This is a genomic window from Rhizobium sp. 01N424 (genome assembly GCF_056399485.1).
Map to the genome: position 1 here is coordinate 54,864 of NZ_JBFTRK010000011.1, position 19,356 is coordinate 74,219.

Here is a 19,356-nt window from a genome sequence, read left to right on the forward strand (position 1 = left end):
TGCGCGGTTCTGCTCGCGTCAGGTGTATGCTGCATCGGATGCGGCGCTGGCGAGGCTGCCCGCGCAGCCTCGCGATTGTCCGTCGCAAATGAATGAACGCCAGAAAGTCAGCATTCAAGACGTCGGCATTGATGGTGAGCATGCCGTGCGAAAAACCCGGATAGGTCTTGATGATGCCATTCCTCAGCGGCTTGAATGACTTGCGCGCAGCATCGGCGATTGAGACTACCTTATCCTCGTCACCCTGCAGTACCAGGGTCGGGACCGATATCGACTTGAGATCTTCGGTCTGGTCCGTTTCAGAAAAGGCCTTGATGCCGTCATAGTGTGTGTAATCGCGGCGCCCACCATGCCCTGCCGCCACCAGTTCTGGATGACCCCCTCTTGCACTGTCGCGCCTTCACGGTTGAACCCACAATCGGGGCGGCCGGAAGACCACGGAAGAACTACGCTGGCAGCGAATGCGGATCGCAGACCATCGAACAATGTCGTCGACCGTGCATCTGTAACGACGCAGCCGCAAGCATTGCTCATGACAAATCAAACGAAAAGTGCTGTCTGCGCCGACATTTTCTCGGGTATGTTCTGTGGATATCCATGATGTGTTCACGTTAATTCTCAGCGCCAATTAATAACTGGACAAAGTCGTATTCCTGTTCTGTTCATGCTTACTAAGGATTTGCTATCGGCTTCCGTAAATGTCCGCTATCGTGCGTTTCAGGCGATAGGCATCAGTTCCCTTAACAGCTCTGTAGTACCTATCGAGATCGTGTCAACGACGTCGCCCAAGTTTGTGCGGTGGTTGAGTTAAGCGCTGCCGCTTGAGATCGTCCGCCGCCGTCCTGACGCAATCTAAGCTCAGCGGATGGTCCTTTCGGTCAACTGAACAAAACATTTTACCCGTATGTGATCTAACAAACAGATGAGGCGGCGCGGATGGGTATCTAACTAATCCTTCAGTTCTACCGGGTTCGCGCGCCCTCGCTGGATTGGATGAGCTTTGGTTAGGCGCATCAGCCAGTGCACGCCGGAAGGACACTTCTGGAGCGTGGCCGAGCAGTCATTGCGCGATGGACCAAATGTGAGCCAATGCGCCGCCGCCTTCATCCACAGCTCAATAGCGCAAATCAGCGGGATGCTCCAAGGACGCAGTCTCGCCTGGTTCCAAGCCGTCCGGGTTAGGCAACATCTTGAGATAGGTCGACGCAACATCTCCGCCTTGGTCGCCGCAAAACTCTTCGATCCTCTTGGGACGACAACGTGGTGAAGGGGCGGCGGATTACGTCAGTCCTTAATCTGGAAACCTCCAATGTTAGTCTCGTAGTCGCGCTCCGGACGACCATAGGTGTCGCCGGCCAGCGTCCTTAGCCCGGCTCGATTTCGAATGGTAATGAAAGCTCTTGAGGCAGAGATTAGGTGTTTGCCTTCCAGCACATGCAAGGTGGTCGTCACGCTTTGGCGGCGCACGGCCAGCATGACGCCGATGAATTCGTGCGTCAGCGCAATATCATCTGTTTCAGACCGGTCGTGACACATAAGCAACCATCGCGCCAAACGGGCTTCTATCTGCTGGGTGGCGTTTGAGAAGGCCGTATAGGCAACCTGCACGGAGGCGGAATGAAGATAGCGGGCCAATAGATTGCGCAATGGTACGCTTTCTGCCATCGCTGCCTGAAGGTACACGTTCGCGATGCGGTGTCCGGATCCCGACACTTGCATGAAGACGTGGTACGGACTGGACGGCACTCCCGAAACAGCCGAGGTCGGTATCAGCCCCTCCCGCCCAAAGAGACCAATTTCTGCTCTCGGTTCGGACGTCGACGCAACAACGACGGAGCCGATTCCGTTTTCGAGAAAATAGGTGAAGTCTACAGCCATCCCGGGTTCAGCAAGGCTCAAGCCTCGGGGCAACGTTACGAATTCCAAGTGCAACGCCATCCGCCCACGGTCGTGGGGGCTCATGCGGAGCAGGAGGTTGTTTCTGAATTGGGATTGGGATGCAGTTTCCAATTTCGCTCTTCCGATTGAGGCAAGAGCAAAGACGGATCTCCCAGCCGGTCGCGCCAGACGTCAGCAACCGATTGTTGAGCCTGCGCGCCAAAGATGTCTTCTTTACGTTCTTCCACACACGTGGCGCTTCGTAGGCGAACATCATTGCAAATCGGCGCGATTTGAAGCCGAGAGCAAGCTACCCGGTGGAATCTCGGCTATGCGTGCAAACGGATCACCACTGTAGCGAAGGCCGTGGCATTCCACCAATCATCTGGAAGACCCCTGCCAAAGGCGGAAAGGTTGATTAGTTGTCTGGTCACGCAGCTGTCGCAGTGATTGCTTCCCGGCGTCGGTTGCCGAAGCTCGATAATGGCCAGCGATCACGCGATAGCGTGAAAACGTGCCGGAAATTTTATCCATTAGAGGAAGCCGAAATATAAGTGACAAACATAGAAATGTCCGGTACCGTGCACTTCTAGTGAAAGGAGCCCGATAGGGTTTCATCGCTTGATTGCGATTGCATTTCCCGCAAAAAAGGGCTCGGCCCCGCTAAGGTAACCTTTGTCAGTCAACCAGCTCCATGCGACGCCGAACGACGATGCAAGGCAAAATCTCTGGCGCGCTTGTCGAAGCGGCAGCAGCGCGCGGAACGCGCAAATTCGGCCAGGTATTTCGGCAATAAAACCTACAACGCACTGGATATTCCGACATTGCTCCTGGCACCCTAAGCAATCTACTGGGACACAGTCCGTCGGCGACTCACACTTTCGCGAGCGGCCAGCGATGTTCCTCTTTGCGCGCATGCGGAAGCACGATCAACAAAGACCGTATGCCCGGCGCGCAGGTGTAGCGTGGCCATCGTCACACCTGATCCCGGTCTGCACCATCGCAGCAACTCTACTTCGAAGGCGAGTAGGCGTTGATAGATAACAAAAAACTCGTGATGGCAAGAATTCGAGCTGAGATGGCGAAGGGAACGTCAACATCAGATGTTGTAGAGATTGTCGCTGAAATATTCGCCCGGCAAACGGCAGCAGACGAAACGCAAGCGATACGAAACGCCCCAAGGTCTAAAAAGACCTGAATTGCAATAAAGCTAGGCTGTCGGGTCCAGACCGCCGATATTTGCAAAGTATTCTCGTTCCGGCACCCCATAGGCGTCGCCCGCCACCGCGAGGAGCCCCGCTCGGTCCCGTATGGTTACATAAGTTCTCGACGCTGCGATGAGGTGCTTTCCCTCAAGAATATGCAGCATTTCTGTAACGCTTTGGCGGCGAACCGCCAGCATGATGCTGATAAGTTTGTGGGTGAGATGGATCTGGTCCCCGTTGGAACGATCGTGACACATCAGGAGCCAGCGCGCTAAACGTGCTTCGAGCTGATGAGCTGCATTTGTGTACGCTGTATAAGCAATTTGGACCGACGCTGCCTGAAGGTATCTTGTCAGAAAATTCCGAAGGGAGACGCTCTCGGCCATCGCTGCCTGGAGATGAACATTCGGAATTCGGAAGCCCCAACCGTCAACTTGCATAAAGACATGATATGGTAAAGACGAAGTCCCCGCGATTCCGGAGGTGGGCGCCAAGCCTTCTCGTCCGAACAGCGCGATTTCCGATTTGCGCCCAGTTGGAGAACCCACAACGATTGAGCCTATACCCGTTTCTGGAAAATAGGTGTAGTCGCTGATAGTACCAGGCTCGGCTAGACTTGTATTGCGCGGGAGATCAACCTTCTCCAAGAATGGGCGTACTCGCTCGAGATCGCTCTTCGCCAACTTGGCTAATAGATTGTTTTTGAAAAATAATTTTGAAATCGCCGACATTGCTCGTCCTCGTGAGGCAAGAGCAATCGGGTCTCAAAGTCGGTGCGTCCACATTGCAGCCGATGATCAGAGCCTAGTCTCCGACAACTCGTTTATGTCGGTTTATCTCGACCGACAATTGGCCGGCAGCAATGTGCACTTTATCGGACGTTGGAAACTTTGCGTGTAGGCCTGACACTGCGCAAAAATGCTCGATAGTCTGTCCGGTATCGTCCATTCCTATTGGGCCATAGCGCAGCTACCCGCATTCAGAATGCATTGAAATAAGAGGTTTAGAGCCAACAGAAGAACGAAACGCGAGAGCTACGGTCGTTCGAGGCCGAAGTGAATCGAGAAACCACGGTCTGTCAGTTGCCGGATTGATCTGAGGAGTCCAACGGACTCTCGCCGCCCTTCCACCTTCAATTCAAGCTCGCGAGCAAGATCGATTGGGTCGGCCATACCTCCCTGGACGAGTCTGATCAGCAATCTTGCAGCGACATTGGGAGGCGCATTGCCCATACATTTGTGCTGTGGCCGGCATCCCCCAGAAGTTCTGCGATCAAGCTCAACAACTGTTCGGTGGTGACGTAGCGCACGTTTCCGGAATACATGACAGCACACACTCACCGTGACGTCAGCACATCTCGCTCTGCGCTCAACTTTCGATAGAGGGCATTAAGCTCCGCATGTCTCGATTCCTTGATATTGGGAGACGCCATCTCGGCATCCAGTTTTTTCAGCTCTACTGCGATTTCCATTGATCTCGCTTCATTGCCGTCTGACGATCTGAACCTGATCATGATGTTCTCCGTGAAAGGGCTGCTGTTAAAATTCTGCGAATACCGGCGGTTGCGCTATCAGGCAGTTCAAGCCATATCCCGGAGACTTAGTGTCAGGTTATTACTTCGGCGTCGCTCATAGAGCTTTGCTGCTGCCTCCAGCACGGATGCCCGCTCGCTGTCGAATGCGCTGAGGCACCGCGCCGCCGTCGTCTGCTTCAACGCTGACGCCTCAACTAGGAATTTGACTTCAAACATGCCGTCATATCCGGTGAAGCGGACGCCGTTCTTAATTTCGTCGAAACTTCGGCTTCGGTTGGGAAACACTAGCGACATCTTGGTACGACCTTTAACTTTCGCAGGTTTATGGCGCAAACCAACGACGCCTATCACGCGATCGACTGACTTCCGCAGTTTGCTGGCGCGCGGCGTTGTGACGTGGCAGCCGTGTCGCGGTGCGGTAAGCCTCGGATTGCGAACGGATGTAGCGCTTTACTCGATACCCGGGTTTTCGTTTCGTAACGACCAAAGTGATTTTCGAGCTCGGTTTGCAGAGCCACCGGATGTTCCATCCCAGCCTGAAACGATTTGATCAGTAGTTTCGCTGCAGGTGTTACGCGCGTGCCTGTCAGCTCGTGGCTTGAGTAGCCCGCATCTTTCAGGACATTTTGAAGAAAGTTGATATCGGCGACTGTTAGAAGGTGAGGCGAAAGTGCGGAAGACATTGTGTCCTCCTTTCAGTCGGGGCTAGGGCGTGATGACCCTAAAGCAGCAGCGCCCTGAACATGGCTTACTGAAGGAAGAACCCTGCGCTTCCAGCGCGAAGAAAGCAAACGAATACGAGCCTTCGTCGACACCGGAGGAATAAACGCTGTCCGTAAAGCGAAGTTGATGGTCGTGGAGCTCATCCTGCAGCCCTAACGAACAGGCCCTGGACAGAACCGGTGGCGGAAACACAGAAGCACCATCCGGCGTTTCGCGGGCGATGACGAGGAGTGATATCGAACGATCGTGTATTGTGACTTGTCCTGGCGCTCAATGCGGAAGGAACGCATCCCTCCAGGAGCGAGAGGGCAGCTGGCAGATTTCGCTTCGACCAAGAGCAAAAGAAAACCGCAACACGCCGCATATTGACCCGCGCTATCTCACCGCCCTTGCCGGCCTCATTCCGGCAGGCCGCGTTGGTCAACCCGAAGAGATCGCCAAGGCCGTGCTGCGGGACGCTTGCGCTGGGTGTCGGGGGTGCCGGATGAACCGCCTGCCTATGCGGGCACCGACTTCATCGTCGTCAGAGATGGGCGGATCGCCGCCGTTTACCTGTTCTTTGATGGTGCGCCTGATCCGACCAGTCCGGCTGTGAACGATGATCAATGACCGGCGGATCTCCAAGACAAGTTCTCGCCTAGTAAACGGGCCTGATACGCCTGCCGTCCGTCACTTCTTGATAATCAAAAAACAGGTCGCGGCGTAATCGATATGCGACGGTCGGGGATCGGGCAGAAGAGCTCGACCGTCGTATGGCCCACGATCTGTGGCCAACACGTTGGCTCCTTGACGCGTCGCCTCCGGCGACGCGATCAACCCTTGGTCTTGCTTGTTTTCGTTGAAGCCGGAAAACCTCCCGTCTGCTTCAAGAACACAATGGTTTCAGCGCAGACCTCGCGCCTGCGAGCTTCTCGAAGCGCCAACAGCCGCCTCTTGTCACCAGGCGTCACATCTGGGCCGCCGGCCCGGGATGCGAGCTCATCGGTTTCAACAAGATCGATCAGGAGGTTGCGCATGACGCCATTCATTTCGTGGAGATTGCGCATTTCCAACATCGCCGGTGAAGTCCGCATTCTTCGCGAAATCGCATCGTCGATAGACTTTTCCGTCAGTTTCGTTGCGACGACGAGGTAGCGAGCGGCCAGCACACCGAGTACTGTAAAAATAAAGATAGAGACGGTGACAAGCATGACGACGGGCTCCTAGTGTCGAATAAATCGTGCTCGGCAACGGGTTGGTCAATGCCCTCCCGCAGAAAGTCGCAAACAGAGTGCCATATGACCTTCAGTGTGTCTCAGGCTGGAGGCAAACACGGGCGCAGTGGTCCGGCCGCTTGTGCGCATCTCCCCTTTGAGCTTTGTGCCGCAACGATCGCGGCGCACGATGGGCAGACTGGAGACGATTCGATTTTGGATCTCTGCCGCTAAGCTCCTTGAGTAACGAGGTGATCATCGCAGCAATTTTCGAGACTTCACAGGGCCTGCTGGCAATGGGAGCGATCCTTGGGGCAGGTTGCGTCACACTTGGGGCGCAGAATCCCGCTTTTACGTCCGTCCTTTCCCGCCGGAGGTCAGCCTCTGATGAGCGAAGCGCGGCATGCAGGCGGTTCTGGCTTTGGACGACTTCGTGGGGTCGAGCTATGCAGCCGTTCACGACACCCCGGAATTCAATCCGATGAACGAGGGCGAGTTCGTCTTCCAAACTCCTGATCCGGTCCTGGCGTTGGCGTCGCCGGATCGCTTGGAGCTACTTGATGAGGATATTGCCGAAGAACTCATGTGGCTTGGCAATCGCGTCCTTAACCTGGGAACTGCCCTTGATGCGCTCGATCTTTCGGCTCGAAATTTCGATGGCTTCTTCGAGCGCAGGCGGGAAGGCTACGCAGTGCTTGCGGCGCAAGCAATGGACCTGATCGACCGTCTGGTCAGCGAGTACGCGCTTCGTATGCCCGACAAGCCTGATTATTATCTGCAGAGGGAGGGCTTTGTCCGCGTCCTGCGAAGCTCGGGGGAAGGCCGGCAAAGCACACGGACGGCGCGTCAGGTCAACAAGACCCCGGTTCCAACGTGACGCAGCTGTTTCCGAAGGCAACCGACGACGCTAACTGACGGCCCCCAAAATAGACCCGGCGACCTTTTGGCACCTCGCGGCCGAGGCAACGGCATCGTATCTATTCCTGCTATCGCTGCCCTCAGGAGCCGACTTTGCTGAAAATCTATCGCGACATTGACGGAGCCGTCAGAGCAGGCGCAGCCGATGACTCGTTGCCTGGTCACGTCATCTGGATGGACCTCCTCGATCCCGACGAAGAGGAGATCGCATTCGTCGAGCGGCGTGCAAGAGTAAGAGTTCCAACACGAGAAGCCCTAAGCGAAATCGAGGTGTCGAGCAGGCTTTCCAAAGAGGGAGACCGGCTTTACCTCAGCGCACCAGTCGTTGGTCATGCCAAAACCGAGCACGCCGAGCTCTCGCAGGCAGGCTTTATCGTCGGCCCTGACTTTCTGGTGACGATCCGCTTCGACGACTTGCCGGCTTTCGATGCTGTTGCGGAACGGATAAAACACGATGAAACGCTTGCCAGCGGCATGGGTGTTTTCGTGGCGCTGCTGGAGGCCATCGTCGACCGTGGTGCTGATGTTCTTGAGCATCTGGCCGCCGCAGTAGATCAGGTTTCCCGGACGGTCTTCAAAGGAAACCTCAAAGGTTCGGCCTCTCCCCGCAGTGCCAACTTTACGCTGCGACGCGCGCTTTCTAAAGTCGGCGCGCTCGGCGATCGATCCTCGAAGGCCCGCGATGTTCTCCTCGGCGTTGGCAGTATGGCCTCATTTACCTTGGATGTGTGTCACGAGATGCTGTCGGACGAATTCCGTGACCAGCTCCACGCGGTGACCAAGGACGTCTCCTCGTTGAGCGACTACGAAACGCATCTTTCGGACAAGACCCAATTTCTCCTGGACGCAGTTCTCGGCTTCATCACCATCGAGCAGAACGACATCTTCAAAGTGCTAACGATCGCCTCGGTGGTCGGCGTGCCGCCGACTTTGATGGCGGGCATATGGGGCATGAATTTCAAATTCATGCCGGAGTTGGGCTGGGAGTGGGGTTACCCGTTTGCCTGGACGGCCATCATCCTGAGCGCCATCGCGCCTCTGGTCTGGTTCTGGCGGCGGGGATGGTTTTGAGAATCCCCAGTTTGCGGAATCGGAGGCTGTGAATTGTCGACCGGGATGCTCGGCTCTGCCGGCGGCCGCGGGTGAGACTTTAGAAAGCGGGTGCCAGCGAGACGAGCTCGTGTCCTGCTTCCAACAACAGACCTCGTGACCGCTCAACGTCGTACTGCTTCAGCAATAGGTAGTCGCCATTGAAGGTGGATACCAAGAATATACCGACACCATTTTCCGAAAGTGGACGTATGACCGACAGGACGATGCCCGTCTCCCCGAACGCGAACGGGCCAATGAACTTGAAAGCCGTCCACCCGCCGTCTTTGGAAACGCCACCAGGCACACGGTCAGCCAGGCATACGATCGATAGTTCGTCGTCCCCGCGGCTTACAGATCCAAAGCCTGGTCCGGACCACCATCCGGGCAACTCTGCGGTGGCGTCCAATTGAACTATCGCGTATTCGCCATCGAGTTCAGCAATCTTGATTGTAGGCATGCAGGTTTTCCGGGGAGATCTGTTTTCACACGTCAATGTCGTCGGCCTTAGCACACGCATAAGCCAATTCGGCAACCATTTTTCGACGCCCTTTGCCATCAGCGGTGTCCGCTTCTGCATTGGAGACTCGACTGGCAACCATGAATGTGTCCTTCTAGAAGTGAGGAAAGACTGGGGCGAAGCGCAAGCCAAGACAGTGCTCGTCTGCGCCACCAGAGAGTTGAGGCAACGGACACGGAGGAGCCCCCCCCATCAGTTCATAGGCGCTGGTTCCGTCATTAGCGTTTTTCAGAAGGCTTTCGCAAACCGTGTCACAGACATTCTAAACCTGGCCGTCATCAACGCGCCGGAGAGGAAGCAAGGCGGGCGCCGGGCCGCCATCGTGTCAGTCATGGCTCGGGCATCGTCTTGAGTGATCTTTAGTCCAACTCGCGACGTCGCCGTCTTCGTCGCGCATGGACTCGAGATCCGAAGTCGGGACGGCAACGGGCTTGGCGCCGATACCGAGAAAACCGCTGACGTCGATAACCGCTGTGCCGCCAGCATTGCAGCCGTGAATGTGGTCAATCTTGCCAACCTTATAGCCGTCAGCACCATAGATCGTGGCGCCTGGAGCGCCGCCGTCGTCAGTTCAGACGATGGCAGACGAATGTGGTCTATGGACAGTTCCTCCGTTGTTGGAGGATGGAATAATCTGCAGGTCCGCCAACTGTTCTGAAACTGACAACCGCATTGCAGCACTTACTGTCGGTCTCGATCGTCAACGATTATCCCTCCCGATAGTGAACGATTTTCAGTGTCTCGCGTTCTCTGATCCGACAAGTTTATTTTGCCTCGGGGACGTCATGAAGACCATCGCATTGTTGGGTTCTGGAATCACCTGCGCAGTCGGCTCCTGCATTGCGGCAGCTTCGATCGCGTCCATCATTTTGGCAGCGCCCGAACGCCATACATTCGCAAGCGAAACCGCATCGGACCTGTGGACTACAGCGCCAGTCAGGATTGATCGGTCGGCTCAGTCGTTCGAAAGGGTTCCGGCTCAGTTTTCGACATACGCCCTCGCGCAACCATCTGCGAAGACGGGTCTTGCCAAAGGCCCGGCCACAGTCGCCGCACCAGTCTTGAACACGGCAATGTCGAGCGAGCATTTGAGCTGGTGCATTGACCGCTATCGCTCCTTCGATGCGAAGACCAATACTTACCGCTCGTTCAGCGGCCAGACTCGTACCTGCTACTCGCCTTATGAAAGCGGTCCTTCGACCACCGTTACGGCTGCTGAAAGTGTCCAGCCTACGTCCGTGACGGCCGCGGCCGCCTCATGGTGCTCTGCCCGTTACCAGTCATACCGTGTCGAGGACAACACCTACCAGCCCTATGACGGCCCGCGAAGGGCTTGCGAGGGTCCGCGTGCGTCTAGCGAGGTGGCATCAAGATAGCCCGAGCACACCGGATACCTTGCGAAACGTTAGCGGCTGACCGCGAATGAAACGGCATGGTCCGATTGGCTTTTCTCCGAGGCACGTACGCGTTCTTATTCACATCTCGTGAGATACCGCCGTCCAAGCAAAGGCACTATTTGCCTGGCAACATTGTCTGAAGAACCCCGTCGCGGCGAACCAAACCGTGAAACAGTGCGGCCGCGAGATGCATCACGACGAGTGCGAAAAACGCGAAGGCCAGATAGAAATGTGCGCTCCAGAGCATAGCGTGCAAGCTCGCGCTCTGCGGCAGGATCGGGGGAAGACGGACACCGCCATAGAGCACAATCGGATAGGCCGCTGCCGACATCATCGCCCAACCAATGAGCGGCATGGCGACCATCAGCAGGTATAATGCAAGATGCGACAGATGGGCAGCGAGTTTCATCGGCAGCGGTAGATCTGGTGGCAGAGCCGGGGCACCCGATATGAAACGGACCACAAGACGAACCAGGGCGAGAACGAGGATGAGGATTCCCAGAGTCTTGTGTGTCACCAGCAGCGCAACGTACCGCTGACCGATCGTCGAGACCATCCCGACGCCGATGAATAGCATGGCCAGAATTCCGACAGCCATCAGCCAGTGCAACAGACGCTGGGTGGCAGAGAAACGTGTTGTGATGCCGGTCATGGTTTCGCGCTCGCTGCTGTTCGGGGATACTGGCTCGCTTCACTGGTTCGAAGATCATAGGATCTGGCATAGGCAGCCGATCGTGCTGCAGGAAATGGATCATCGGAAACTTCGATGCCGTCCGGCAGAACTGTCGGGTCGAAATTGATATCCCGGCACGGGCCGTCCGCCTCTTGCTCGATTTTTTCCACCACAAGCGTTCCAGCTTCCACCGTCCTTCGTTCAGGCGGCCAGGCCTTTGTCGGATCGGATGTTGGATCTGAAGGGTCGGCGACTGTCAGAACAAGGGTCCAGCGCTGGGGCGACTTGGATACACGGTCGATGATGTCCTCTTCAAGATGATTGGGGCCCAACTTTGCGAAATCCTCAACTGCGATCGTCACAGGCTGAGTTTCGGGCCGCAGTGACCAACGCACCGCGTTCTTGGCCCCGTCACCATTCGTAAAGATGAATGCATTCAGGCTATTGAAGGTCACCTCGGCATAGCTGGCTGTCCAAGGGGCCTTGCTTGCCCACTCGCCGAATGCGGCAAATTCTGGATGTGCTGCCACAAAGCCCTTCATGGCATCAGGGTTCTTGCTCTTTGAAGCCTCGAGCAGGTCATAAAATCCCTGCGGCGTCGAAACCGCGAAGACGGGCGGGTCAATCAGCGCCATGCGCCAGACGTTACCGTCCGGAGCTGAAATTTGCACACCGATGCCGCGCACGCGCACGGTAGGATCTGCTGCGTTGGGATCAGGCGTTGCGAGGTTGAAACGTCCGAGAACCGGATATCGTCCCGCGATGAACAACGGTGCCTTCGAAAGCGCGACAGCGTTGCCATTGGCTTCGAAGTTGCCCGTGAAGCACACCCCCTTTGCATGATTTCTCCGATGCCCCAGCGCGGGTCCGCCAGGAGGCGCCAGAGCGGCGACAAGCTCCATGGGTGTTAGGCGTCCGGGTGTGAGCCATCCGGCAGTGTATGCAAAGGCGCCGACGCTGAAGCCCACGACGGCACTGATCAGCACGAGGGATCCGAGGGCGGAATGCTGCGAGCCCGGCATGAAAAACTCTCCGTCGTTTCAGTTTTTCTGTGATGCTGGAAATCGATTGCGATGCGACGACAAGTGGTGCTGGGGATGCTTCACCTGCTTTCAGGTTTTGAAGAATGGCATTGTTGTCCATCGCGGTCAAATCGGAGGTCGCGGTGGAGGCGGCCTCAATGCCCCGAATGCGGAACCTGAAAAAGATGACGGATTCTTGCTGTAATCGAGGTCGGGTGCTGATCTGCTGATTGCCTCAAGTCGTTTGAAAGGTGAATCTCGCTTTCGACGCGTCGCGTCAATAGCAGTCCGAGCTCTTCTGCAAGTCCAGGACGGTCTCGCATGACGCCAGCCAGGACCTCTTTAGAGATTTCGTAGACGACGACAAAAGTGAGCGCACGCATTCTGGCCGGTTCGACCGCACCCATGAGGACCCCACGTTCGCCAAACAGGTCGCCAGGCGCCAATCTCGTGATCTCGCTCATGACCCCTTCAATCTCACGCTCGACGACGACCACCCCGCTTCGCACGATCATCAGGGACGTCAAAGCAGCGTCCTGGGCAGCGATGACGACATCCTGTTTGAAGGTCAGCCGCTTCATCTCCTGCGCAAGGTTCTCCCTTTCGTCCTCTGTCAGAGTGGAGAACAACCCTATCGAGCTCAGGAGCCTCCAGGGAGTTCCCGGGTGTTTGGATGTCGCGTCCTGAACCTGAATTATGCCGGCCGATGCGTTGGCCGGTGGACCGAGCTGTATTCCAGCCGCTTTGGCATGCCTGTAGGCAAGGTCGTAGATCTCATTTCGTGCCGCTGCGATCTTCGAAATCCCCGACACGCGGAAGGAGAGCTCGACATCAACGCCTGATGCATCCATGCCGACAATCGAAACGGATGGAGGCGGAGATTTGAGAATGGAATTGGCGCTGAGCAAGACCGCCTGCATTGCCTGTTCAATCGTTGCCGGGCTGCGGGTTGGAAGCATTCGAACCGTCACGGTAGCGCCATGGACCTCGTCGGGAGCGGTGAGGTTCGTCAGACGAGCCTTCGCAAGCGCGCTGTTCGGCACGATGATCAGATCGTTGGTGCCGCTCAGCAGGTGAGTGGAGCGCCAGTTCGTCTCCACCACCCGGCCCTGAACATTGTCGTCAAGCACAATCCAATCGCCGACATTATAGGGCCGGCCGAGATTCAGTGCGATGCCGGAAAAAACGTCGTTGAGGGTACTTTGCAGTGCCAGACCAAGGACGATTGCGAAAACGCCGGATGTGGCGATCAGGGTGCCGACCGGCAGACTGAACACGAAGGCAATAATCGAGAGAGCCGCGCCGACGTAGATGATGCCCACAAGCAGATCCTGTATCAGCCGGCCCTCTCTCGGATTTCGCTCGAAAATCAGAAACAGCCGAACCGAAGCGACAAGGACCATTGCAGTGCCGATCCACCACGTCGTTTTCGCAAGGCCGAGAAACAAACGATGTGTCAGATCCTCGGCTGTCATATCGGTCGACCATGGCGCGACACCGTTGGCGATCAGCAAGACCGTCAGCATCACGAAAAACACGACGTGAGCGGAAAACCGCAGCGCGGGCCGTCCTCTTGCAAAGACTCTCGCTATCAGAATCAAGACCACAAGGGTCACGAACTGAGAGATCGGGTCTCCGAGAACACGGCCTATCAGCGTGTAGGATAGGTCTGACATGGTGTCTCCTGGATGATGTCCGAGCCAACCTTATCCCAGCGCCGCATGGTAGCAATCGACGGGCAACAGGAATCTTTTCACCAGTCTGCCCATTCTGAACGAGTCAGGACCCACCTTCGCGCAGCGATAGTTCTTACCGCGCCACCCGATCGGCCTTGCGGAGCAAGGCTCGGCGACCGATGTCGCGATATCTATGACGAGCGCAAAGTCGTGTTCGTCAATCGGGTCAGCCAGTGTCCTGCAGCGGTATGAGGTACCGTGCCTTACGGCGCGTCATGGCAAGGTCCTGATCAAGCGAAGCCTGTTGCCGGGTGCTATGGAGACGATGTGATCCTATTCGAATGTCATGACTACAGCGGCGATCTCGTCCTGCGTGTAGCCGGACTCGCTTAAGGTAATGCTGAGCTCTACCTCAAATCGCCCCATCCAACGCTCCGCCGCCCCTGATCCCTATCGAACCCAGACACCGACTATACCCTGCTGCGAACGAACCACGGCGCTATCGCGGCTTTACCTCACACGGTGAAGAATTCCATTCGACCGCCAGATGATCGGCCGGCACGGCTTGCGTGCTAATGATCGGCATAGCGCCGAAGGGAGATATGGGTTTCCCGGCACTTGCCAAGTCCGTAGATTTGTTACGCCGGCTGGCAGGCACCCGTGTTGCCACCAACTATACGGAATCTCGGCGATCTGCTAGTCGCTGACGTCTATCCTTGCCACACTCGGTTCGATGCCAGGCGTTGCAGGATAGCGCCGTCGATGTCTCTCCTTTGATGAAGCCTGCGAAATGACCGAAGTCCGAAAATCTGTCCTTGCTGTCCCCGGCATGCTGCCCTTGCTTGCCACCGTGGCTTTCACACTCGCGGGCTTCAGTCTTCTGCTTCCCGTTTCGCCATTCTGGGTGGTTTCAGGTGGCGCGAGTGAATTTGGCGCCGGAAGTGTGACGACCACGCTCATGCTGTTCACCATATTCGCGCAGCTCGGCGTAAACCGCGCGCTTAGGCGCTTCGGTTGGACGAGAATTATCGCTGTTGGGCTCGCATGCCTTGCGGTTCCCGCTCCTTTTCAAGCGATCGCACCTGACCTCGCGCTCGTCCTGATCTGCAACGCGTTCCGTGGCCTCGGGTTCGGGATATTGACGGTCTGCGGCGCGACTGCGCTCAACCTCCTTGTTCCCGCATCCGAACGTGGCCGATCGGTCGCAGCTTATGGTCTCGCATCATCACTTCCACAGTTGCTGTTTGGTTCGTCCGCACCGGTCTTTGCGGGATATTTTGGCAGTGAACTTGTCATTGCCGCCGGCGCGCTACCGATCGTCGCTATGTTGTGGGTCGCCCCCCTGGGGGCGCGCTTGAAAAGACTGGAGGAAGAGAACGACCAGGAGGAGGTCGTGCTTCCTGGCAGCCCGCGGCAGGTGTTCGGATTGATCTTTCCGGCACTCCTGGCCCTGCTCATCGTGACCAGCACGGGCGGCGCCCTGTTGACATTCGCAAATCAAATTGCGCCGGGCCCAAAAGCCGCAACAGCCGCGCTTCTTTCGCTCACCGGTGTCGCCGTGATCGCCAGGTGGATCGCGGGCACCATGAGCGACAGGCTTGGCACCAACAGGTTGATTCCTGCGCTTGTAGCCGCAACCGGGCTCGGAGCCTTGATATTAAGTTGTTCACTTTCCTTATCGCCTGCCATGAATGTGATACTGCTTGTCCTTGGTGCGGCAGTCCTCGGTGTCGCGTACGGCGGACTTCAAAGCGCAACTCTCGTTCGGGCCTTCGAGGACAGCGGCCGATCCAACGCCCCAACGGCTTCCGTCCTCTGGAACGTAACCTACGACTTCGGCACGGGCGCTGGCGCGCTGTTCTTCGGCGCGATCGCTCAACAAAGCAGCTTTATGGTCGCTCTCTCATGCATGGCTGGTCTGAGCATGGTTGGAGCGCTCGCTACAACGATCAAAGGCAAAACGTCTGGAGTCCGGCCTTAGCGACCATCGTTGGTGATCTGAACCCTTCAAACTGGACCGTTTTTGGTTAGAGTTTTCCGGTGCATTTTCCAAGCTGGGAAAGGAACGGAAGACGATGAAAGCATCGCAGTTTTCGGACGCACAGAAGGCGTTCATTTTGAAGCAGGGTGATGAAGGAGTGTCGGTGGCGGAGATCTGCCGCAAGGCGGGAATTAGCCAGGCGACCTATTTCAACTGGAAGAAAAAATACGCGGGCATGCTGCCGCCGGAGATGAAGAAGCTGAAGCAGCTCGAGGACGAGAATGCACGGTTGAAGAAGATCGTCGCGGACCTGACGCTGGACCGTGAGATGTTGCAGGACGTCATCCGGCGAAAGCTCTAAGGCCTGCTCGGAAACGCGAGATGGTGAAAGGCATGTGCCGGGATTGGATGATCTCGATCCGGCGTGCCTGTGGGGCACTGAACTTCGATCGGTCGACCCACCATTACACCTCTCGCCGTGCCGATCAGGCCGGTCTAGAACGTCGAATTCGTGAGATCTGCGAGAGCCGTGTGCGCTATGGTTATCGTCGTGTACATGTACTCCTGGAACGCGAGGGTTGGGGGACCAACATCAAGCGAACCTATCGCATTTACAGGGACTTGGGCCTGCAACTGCGCAACAAGACGCCGAAGCGACGGGTCAAAGCCAAGCTGCGGGAAGATCGGCAAATGGCCGTCGGACCGAACGATGTCTGGGCGATGGACTTCGTGCACGACCAACTCGCGACCGGCAAGAAGCTGCGGGTGCTCACGGTGGTCGACACCTTCTCGCGCTATGTGCCGGTGCTTGATCCACGTCACAGCTATCGAGGTGAAGATGTCGTGCAAACCTTGGAACGGGTATGCCGGAAAGTTGGCTATCCGAAGACGATCCGTGTCGATCAGGGGACTGAGTTCGTGTCTCGCGATCTTGACCTTTGGGCCTATGCCAAAGGCGTCACCTTGGACTTCTCACGCCCCGGCAAACCGACCGACAATGCGTTCATTGAAGCGTTCAATGGCCGCTTCCGCGCCGAATGTCTGAACCAGCACTGGTTCCTGACCCTTGCGGATGCCCGCGAAAAGATGGAGGATTGGCGTAGAGAGTATAATGAGTTTCGGCCACATGGTGCGATCGGCAATAAGGTGCCGATCTCGCTGATGAAATCAGGAGGCGCAACCAGCCCGCCTCCCTGAATGAAGCCGGAAAACTCTAGCCTCAGCTGGTCCAGAGTTTGGGGGCGGTTCATTGGTATAGCCCTTGGCGGGAGACAATGCTCAAGTAGAGGTGGCTATCGTTGATACCAGACCTGCAGGATTCCTGCCCCCCGCGCTGCAGTGCGTTAACGCCGTCACTTAGCAGGTCGTAATCAAAGGGAATGTCAACTTCGCAGAAGGCGGAGCCAAAGGCCTTGTCGTTGGAATTTCGAAGGATATGTTAGATCCTTCGCAAGAGCATCGATGACACGAGACCCGATATGCGATCACGCCCTGGTGCCTGCCTTTGACTGCTTCCGCCAAGGCACGCTTTGCGCAGCTCGTCTTACCACGAATTGACGAGGGTTTTCGTCTGGCACGCTGGCTGACGGGAAGTGCGACCGATGCTGAGGACGTGATGCAGGAGGCATGCCTGCGAGCTTACCGTTCGATAGAGAACTATGTCGATGGCAATACGCGTGCGTGGTTTCTGACAATAGTGCGCAACTCTGCCTATTCGTGGATTGAAAAGAACAAGCCAGATCGGCTAACCTCGATCGAGGACCTTACTGAAGAGGCGAGACAGGCAATTGACAACAGTCTGTCCGTTGTCGGAGCTATGTCTACACCGGAAGAGGCGCTGATCATCAAGATACAGGCCGTCCGGCTGCAACATGCCATCAACGCCCTGCCGGTACATCTTAAAGAGACCTTCGTGCTGAGAGAATATCATGGCCTGAGCTATCGCGAGATTGCCGAGGTCAGCAGTCTCCCGATCGGTACGGTAATGTCTCGTCTTTCCAAAGCGCGCCAGTCGCTGCTTTCCCAGATCGAGGAGGACAGCCGTTGACCATCGGCAACGACAGCTGGATCCTTCTAAATGCCTATCTTGACGGCGAACTCTCGCCTTTTGAAGCGCTTGCCATGGAAAAGCGGCTTCGGCAAGAGCCCGAGCTCGCTTCGTCCCTTGCAGTTCTGCGACGCCTCTCAACGGAGGCAAAAGGCAGCTTCCTGGAAGATGCGGCGCCTGACACACTGCGAGCATCCGTGCTCGCGGCGATTGGTGGTCCGGAGCTTGGGGAAAGCTCGCTAAACGCTCGCAGCACAACACGGAGCGCTGCGTGGCTCGCGATCGCCGCATCGCTGATTGCCGGCATCGTGGGAGGTACAGCCGGCGGATTTTTCGGGGCGACGTATATGACGCCGTCACAGACACCGTTCGCTGCCGATGGAGAAATATTGTCGGCACATCTTCGCGCTCTAGTCGCGCCGCAGCCCTTCGATATCGCCTCGTCCGACAGCCATCTGGTTAAGCCGTGGTTTAACGGAAAGACCACCATCGCGCCGATGACGCCGGATTTCGCCGCACAGGGATTCCCGTTGATTGGCGGGCGGATCGATATCATTGCCGGCAAGGCTGTCCCGGTGATGGTCTATAAGCGTAATCGGCACATCATCAGCGTCACAGCAACGGAGACCGGGCGGTCACCGCGGCCTGAGGCGCAAGTGATCGAAGGAACGAATATCCTAGCTTTTACGGGAGAGGGGCTTCGATACTGGGCCGCATCGGACCTTAATCTAACCGAACTCAGAATGTTTGCCGGGCTCTACGAACAGCAACTTGCCGCTGTAAAATAGATTTCCGAAAAATTCGCGCATTTCGAGAATAAAAGACCGTGTTCTCCGGTTACTTCATCAGTACTAACCGGTGAGGGAACGATGACTGTAGTTACAGCAGCTGTCATGGCGGGCGCGGCGGCGGGATTATCGATTGCGATACCGTTCGGTCCGACGAGTTTTTATCTCATAGAACGAACGCTCGCCGACGGCGTGCGAACTGGCATGGTGACTGGCCTCGGCGTTGCAACCGTCCATGTCGCCTACAGTGCCATTGCCTTGACATTTGGCCTCATCAGCTACGGCGGCGCCCATGGGACGGCGCTGATGACGGTGTTCTCTGGGCTGATTATGGCGTTCTTTGCCTTTCGTGTCTGGAAGCGACACCTCGTATCGACGGGAGTTCGATCGCGACTGCCCGGCTTGAAGCGGGCCTATTTCGATGCAGTCGCTTTTGGTTTGCTTAACCCGGTAACTCCCGCCTTATGTGCAGCCGCGGTCACCGCCATGGCGGGGGCAGCTTCGCCGGGCAGTCTCGTTGTTCTCGGTGTTTTCGTTGGCTCCCTGATGTGGTGGTCCGGACTGAGCCTAGCAGTATCCGCCATGCGCCAGAACATCAGCGCGCGCATCCTTCGGCACGCGAACAGGGCAGCAGGCATCCTTCTGGCCTTTCTAGCGATGTCCATGCTTTTTCGCGGGGCTCAAGAGCTCGCGACAGGCCTCCTTTAAGCCG

At 56.7% G+C, this 19,356-nt stretch carries 18 protein-coding genes and 2 pseudogenes; 8 read left to right on the forward strand and 12 right to left on the reverse strand.

What is annotated here, in order from left to right; all coding sequences use genetic code 11:
* Positions 1–91 precede the first annotated feature (91 nt).
* The 7 genes and pseudogenes from AC1DNK_RS23680 to AC1DNK_RS23710 form a co-directional block, all read right to left on the reverse strand.
* Positions 92–486, reverse strand: a pseudogene (locus AC1DNK_RS23680) (alpha/beta fold hydrolase); the annotation flags it as partial.
* 798 nt (positions 487–1,284) lie between these two features.
* Positions 1,285–1,878, reverse strand: a complete 594-nt coding sequence (locus AC1DNK_RS23685) for a Crp/Fnr family transcriptional regulator (protein ID WP_477943630.1) — start codon at positions 1,876–1,878, stop codon at positions 1,285–1,287.
* A 1,210-nt stretch (positions 1,879–3,088) separates the two neighbouring features.
* A complete protein-coding gene (locus AC1DNK_RS23690; RefSeq protein WP_477943631.1) occupies positions 3,089–3,814 on the reverse strand; it encodes a Crp/Fnr family transcriptional regulator in 726 nt (241 codons plus the stop codon).
* 605 nt (positions 3,815–4,419) lie between these two features.
* Entirely contained in the window at positions 4,420–4,596 is a 177-nt protein-coding gene (locus AC1DNK_RS23695) for a hypothetical protein (RefSeq protein WP_477943632.1), read from the reverse strand.
* Positions 4,597–4,662: 66 nt separating this feature from the next.
* Entirely contained in the window at positions 4,663–4,911 is a 249-nt protein-coding gene (locus tag AC1DNK_RS23700; RefSeq protein ID WP_477943749.1) for a DUF1488 family protein, read from the reverse strand.
* A gap of 53 nt (positions 4,912–4,964) precedes the next feature.
* Entirely contained in the window at positions 4,965–5,300 is a 336-nt protein-coding gene (locus AC1DNK_RS23705) for a hypothetical protein (RefSeq protein WP_477943633.1), read from the reverse strand.
* A gap of 852 nt (positions 5,301–6,152) precedes the next feature.
* Positions 6,153–6,530, reverse strand: coding sequence for a hypothetical protein (locus AC1DNK_RS23710; RefSeq protein ID WP_477943634.1), 378 nt, complete (start codon positions 6,528–6,530; stop codon positions 6,153–6,155).
* 406 nt (positions 6,531–6,936) lie between these two features.
* Here AC1DNK_RS23710 and AC1DNK_RS23715 point away from each other — a divergent pair, with 406 nt between their 5' ends.
* Positions 6,937–7,410, forward strand: a complete 474-nt coding sequence (locus AC1DNK_RS23715; protein WP_477943635.1) for a hypothetical protein — start codon at positions 6,937–6,939, stop codon at positions 7,408–7,410.
* A gap of 134 nt (positions 7,411–7,544) precedes the next feature.
* The gene (locus AC1DNK_RS23720; RefSeq protein ID WP_477943636.1) at positions 7,545–8,522 is read left to right on the forward strand and encodes a magnesium transporter CorA family protein; all 978 of its coding nucleotides are present in this window, start codon (positions 7,545–7,547) and stop codon (positions 8,520–8,522) included.
* Positions 8,523–8,601: 79 nt separating this feature from the next.
* On the opposite strand, the gene AC1DNK_RS23725 is transcribed toward AC1DNK_RS23720, so the two are convergent.
* A complete protein-coding gene (locus AC1DNK_RS23725; RefSeq protein ID WP_162702758.1) occupies positions 8,602–9,000 on the reverse strand; it encodes an ACT domain-containing protein in 399 nt (132 codons plus the stop codon).
* Positions 9,001–9,385: 385 nt separating this feature from the next.
* Positions 9,386–9,666: pseudogene (locus AC1DNK_RS23730) on the reverse strand (PRC-barrel domain containing protein).
* A gap of 467 nt (positions 9,667–10,133) precedes the next feature.
* Between AC1DNK_RS23730 and AC1DNK_RS23735 the strand changes: the two are divergent.
* Positions 10,134–10,436: a BA14K family protein gene (locus AC1DNK_RS23735; RefSeq protein ID WP_477943750.1), complete on the forward strand. Its 303-nt coding sequence runs from the start codon at positions 10,134–10,136 to the stop codon at positions 10,434–10,436.
* A 136-nt stretch (positions 10,437–10,572) separates the two neighbouring features.
* Here AC1DNK_RS23735 and AC1DNK_RS23740 read toward each other — a convergent pair whose 3' ends face one another.
* The 3 genes from AC1DNK_RS23740 to AC1DNK_RS23750 form a co-directional block, all read right to left on the reverse strand.
* Positions 10,573–11,109, reverse strand: coding sequence for a cytochrome b (locus AC1DNK_RS23740; protein WP_477943637.1), 537 nt, complete (start codon positions 11,107–11,109; stop codon positions 10,573–10,575).
* Positions 11,106–12,152 (reverse strand): catalase family peroxidase, encoded by a 1,047-nt coding sequence (locus AC1DNK_RS23745; protein WP_310295857.1) that lies wholly within the window; start codon positions 12,150–12,152, stop codon positions 11,106–11,108. Before AC1DNK_RS23745 ends, AC1DNK_RS23740 begins: the two co-directional genes overlap by 4 nt.
* Before the next feature lie 155 nt (positions 12,153–12,307).
* Positions 12,308–13,828 carry a mechanosensitive ion channel domain-containing protein gene (locus AC1DNK_RS23750; RefSeq protein WP_477943638.1) on the reverse strand — a complete coding sequence of 507 codons (1,521 nt, stop codon included), beginning with the start codon at positions 13,826–13,828 and terminating at the stop codon, positions 12,308–12,310.
* Positions 13,829–14,618: 790 nt separating this feature from the next.
* On the opposite strand from AC1DNK_RS23750, the gene AC1DNK_RS23755 reads away from it, so the two are divergent.
* From AC1DNK_RS23755 to AC1DNK_RS23775, 5 genes are all read left to right on the forward strand, one after another.
* The gene (locus AC1DNK_RS23755) at positions 14,619–15,809 is read left to right on the forward strand and encodes an MFS transporter (RefSeq protein WP_112517569.1); all 1,191 of its coding nucleotides are present in this window, start codon (positions 14,619–14,621) and stop codon (positions 15,807–15,809) included.
* 94 nt (positions 15,810–15,903) lie between these two features.
* A protein-coding gene (locus AC1DNK_RS23760) for an IS3 family transposase (protein WP_183736784.1) occupies positions 15,904–17,006 on the forward strand; the annotation gives its coding sequence in 2 pieces (ribosomal slippage) (positions 15,904–16,165 and positions 16,165–17,006; 1,104 coding nt in all).
* A gap of 307 nt (positions 17,007–17,313) precedes the next feature.
* Positions 17,314–17,856 carry a sigma-70 family RNA polymerase sigma factor gene (locus AC1DNK_RS23765; protein ID WP_477943639.1) on the forward strand — a complete coding sequence of 181 codons (543 nt, stop codon included), beginning with the start codon at positions 17,314–17,316 and terminating at the stop codon, positions 17,854–17,856.
* Entirely contained in the window at positions 17,853–18,644 is a 792-nt protein-coding gene (locus AC1DNK_RS23770) for an anti-sigma factor family protein (protein ID WP_477943640.1), read from the forward strand. Before AC1DNK_RS23765 ends, AC1DNK_RS23770 begins: the two co-directional genes overlap by 4 nt.
* Positions 18,645–18,725: 81 nt before the next feature.
* On the forward strand, positions 18,726–19,352 hold the full coding sequence (locus AC1DNK_RS23775; protein WP_477943641.1) for a LysE family transporter: 627 nt from the start codon (positions 18,726–18,728) through the stop codon (positions 19,350–19,352).
* The last annotated feature ends 4 nt before the right edge of the window (positions 19,353–19,356 follow it).

What these genes read in the sequence shown, in the direction of transcription:
- AC1DNK_RS23710 (WP_477943634.1), bottom strand. Translation starts at nt 6,530, where the DNA reads ATGCTTGTCACCGTCTCTATCTTTATTTTTACAGTACTCGGTGTGCTG.
- AC1DNK_RS23755 (WP_112517569.1), top strand. Translation starts at nt 14,619, where the DNA reads ATGACCGAAGTCCGAAAATCTGTCCTTGCTGTCCCCGGCATGCTGCCC.
- AC1DNK_RS23685 (WP_477943630.1), bottom strand. Translation starts at nt 1,878, where the DNA reads ATGGCTGTAGACTTCACCTATTTTCTCGAAAACGGAATCGGCTCCGTC.
- AC1DNK_RS23705 (WP_477943633.1), bottom strand. Translation starts at nt 5,300, where the DNA reads ATGTCTTCCGCACTTTCGCCTCACCTTCTAACAGTCGCCGATATCAAC.
- AC1DNK_RS23725 (WP_162702758.1), bottom strand. Translation starts at nt 9,000, where the DNA reads ATGCCTACAATCAAGATTGCTGAACTCGATGGCGAATACGCGATAGTT.
- AC1DNK_RS23700 (WP_477943749.1), bottom strand. Translation starts at nt 4,911, where the DNA reads ATGTCGCTAGTGTTTCCCAACCGAAGCCGAAGTTTCGACGAAATTAAG.
- AC1DNK_RS23740 (WP_477943637.1), bottom strand. Translation starts at nt 11,109, where the DNA reads ATGACCGGCATCACAACACGTTTCTCTGCCACCCAGCGTCTGTTGCAC.
- AC1DNK_RS23735 (WP_477943750.1), top strand. Translation starts at nt 10,134, where the DNA reads ATGTCGAGCGAGCATTTGAGCTGGTGCATTGACCGCTATCGCTCCTTC.
- AC1DNK_RS23745 (WP_310295857.1), bottom strand. Translation starts at nt 12,152, where the DNA reads ATGCCGGGCTCGCAGCATTCCGCCCTCGGATCCCTCGTGCTGATCAGT.
- AC1DNK_RS23690 (WP_477943631.1), bottom strand. Translation starts at nt 3,814, where the DNA reads ATGTCGGCGATTTCAAAATTATTTTTCAAAAACAATCTATTAGCCAAG.
- AC1DNK_RS23775 (WP_477943641.1), top strand. Translation starts at nt 18,726, where the DNA reads ATGACTGTAGTTACAGCAGCTGTCATGGCGGGCGCGGCGGCGGGATTA.
- AC1DNK_RS23715 (WP_477943635.1), top strand. Translation starts at nt 6,937, where the DNA reads ATGCAGGCGGTTCTGGCTTTGGACGACTTCGTGGGGTCGAGCTATGCA.
- AC1DNK_RS23750 (WP_477943638.1), bottom strand. Translation starts at nt 13,828, where the DNA reads ATGTCAGACCTATCCTACACGCTGATAGGCCGTGTTCTCGGAGACCCG.
- AC1DNK_RS23695 (WP_477943632.1), bottom strand. Translation starts at nt 4,596, where the DNA reads ATGATCAGGTTCAGATCGTCAGACGGCAATGAAGCGAGATCAATGGAA.